This is a genomic window from Arthrobacter sp. Y3223164, from assembly GCF_059091005.1.
This window is the reverse complement of record NZ_JBNHGF010000602.1, coordinates 1-1170: the sequence shown is the minus strand read 5'-3', so window position 1 is coordinate 1170 and position 1170 is coordinate 1. Positions and strand designations below refer to the sequence as shown.

General features: G+C 65.8%; 2 protein-coding genes. One reads left to right on the top strand and one right to left on the bottom strand.

What is annotated here, in order from left to right:
* Window positions 1-130: 130 nt before the first annotated feature.
* Window positions 131-379: a WhiB family transcriptional regulator gene (locus AC5RUJ_RS16755; protein WP_086994524.1), complete on the bottom strand. Its 249-nt coding sequence runs from the start codon at window positions 377-379 to the stop codon at window positions 131-133.
* A 275-nt stretch (window positions 380-654) separates the two neighbouring features.
* On the opposite strand from AC5RUJ_RS16755, the gene AC5RUJ_RS16750 reads away from it, so the two are divergent.
* Window positions 655-1071 (top strand): hypothetical protein, encoded by a 417-nt coding sequence (locus AC5RUJ_RS16750; protein ID WP_494000210.1) that lies wholly within the window; start codon window positions 655-657, stop codon window positions 1069-1071.
* Window positions 1072-1170: the final 99 nt, after the last annotated feature.

The following is a 1170-nucleotide window of genomic DNA, read 5'->3' as shown; positions in this document are numbered from 1 at the left end:
GGGTTATGTTGGGTGTGTTTTGCGGTGGGGAACACCACCATGGGGCCCGGCGGCGGGGGGGGGTACCCCCCCCCGGCTGGGGCGGGGGCCCACCCCGCCCGCGGCCCCCCGCCACACTGGGGGTACCGGGTCAGGAGGCCCGGCGGGCCCGGGCGGCACGGCGCTTCAGCGCCCGGCGCTCGTCCTCGCTCATGCCTCCCCACACGCCGGCGTCCTGGCCGGATTCGATGGCCCACTGCAGGCAGGTATCAATCACCGGGCAGCGCCGGCAGACGCTCTTGGCCTCTTCGATCTGCAGGAGTGCCGGCCCGGTGTTCCCCACGGGGAAAAACAGTTCCGGGTCCTTGTCCAGGCATGCCGCGCGGCTACGCCAATCCATGCTGATCACATACTCCTTTAAATGGTGTCCGGTGGTTTTTGTGAAAACATTCACGAACAGACTCATAGAAAAGGGAGCCCGACCGGCCCCCTCTGCGCTTCGCCATCAAGCGTTTCATGTTAAATCCGCGTAAACAAGAGGTCGTGCGGACTTAACCGGCCGTAATACCTGAGTCATTCGTCACAGGGTGATATGGTTCGGCTCCAAGCGGGAGCCGGTGCCCGGCGAACTGGAGCCGTTATTCCGACTATCTAAGGTAGGGTGCGAGTGTGTCAATGCCTGCACCCTCATCCTTCCCTGCCGCCCGTCCGATCGCCATCAAAATCGTAGCGGCGGCAGTGGTGCTGGAAGCACTGGTGCTCTTGGGCGGAGCGGCCCTGTTCGCGTACGGGCTGGCCACCCAAACCCCGATATCGCTGACCAGCAGCGTCTTCCTGCTGGTCCTGATGTTGGTCTTCGGCCTCTGGCTGCTCGTCGTCGGGCATTACCTGTTCCGCGGGTACCGCTGGACCCGCGCTGCTGCCCTGGTGTGGCAGATCTTCGTGGTTGTTGTGGCCATCTCCATGATCCAAGGCGGCCAGCTGCTGCTGGGCCCGGTCCTGTTGGTGGCGGCCGCAGCCTCCTTCGTCCTGCTGCTGACCAAGCCCGTGACGGATTTCCTGGTCAAGGGCGCCGCACCCCGCGCCCTGTAGCCAGCGCCACCTGCAGCGGGACGGCCCGGCCGGCCTCGATCCGGTAGCCGCGTCCCGGCGGTCTCCACCCGTCGTTGAGCCGCACACCGAAGAAGTCCG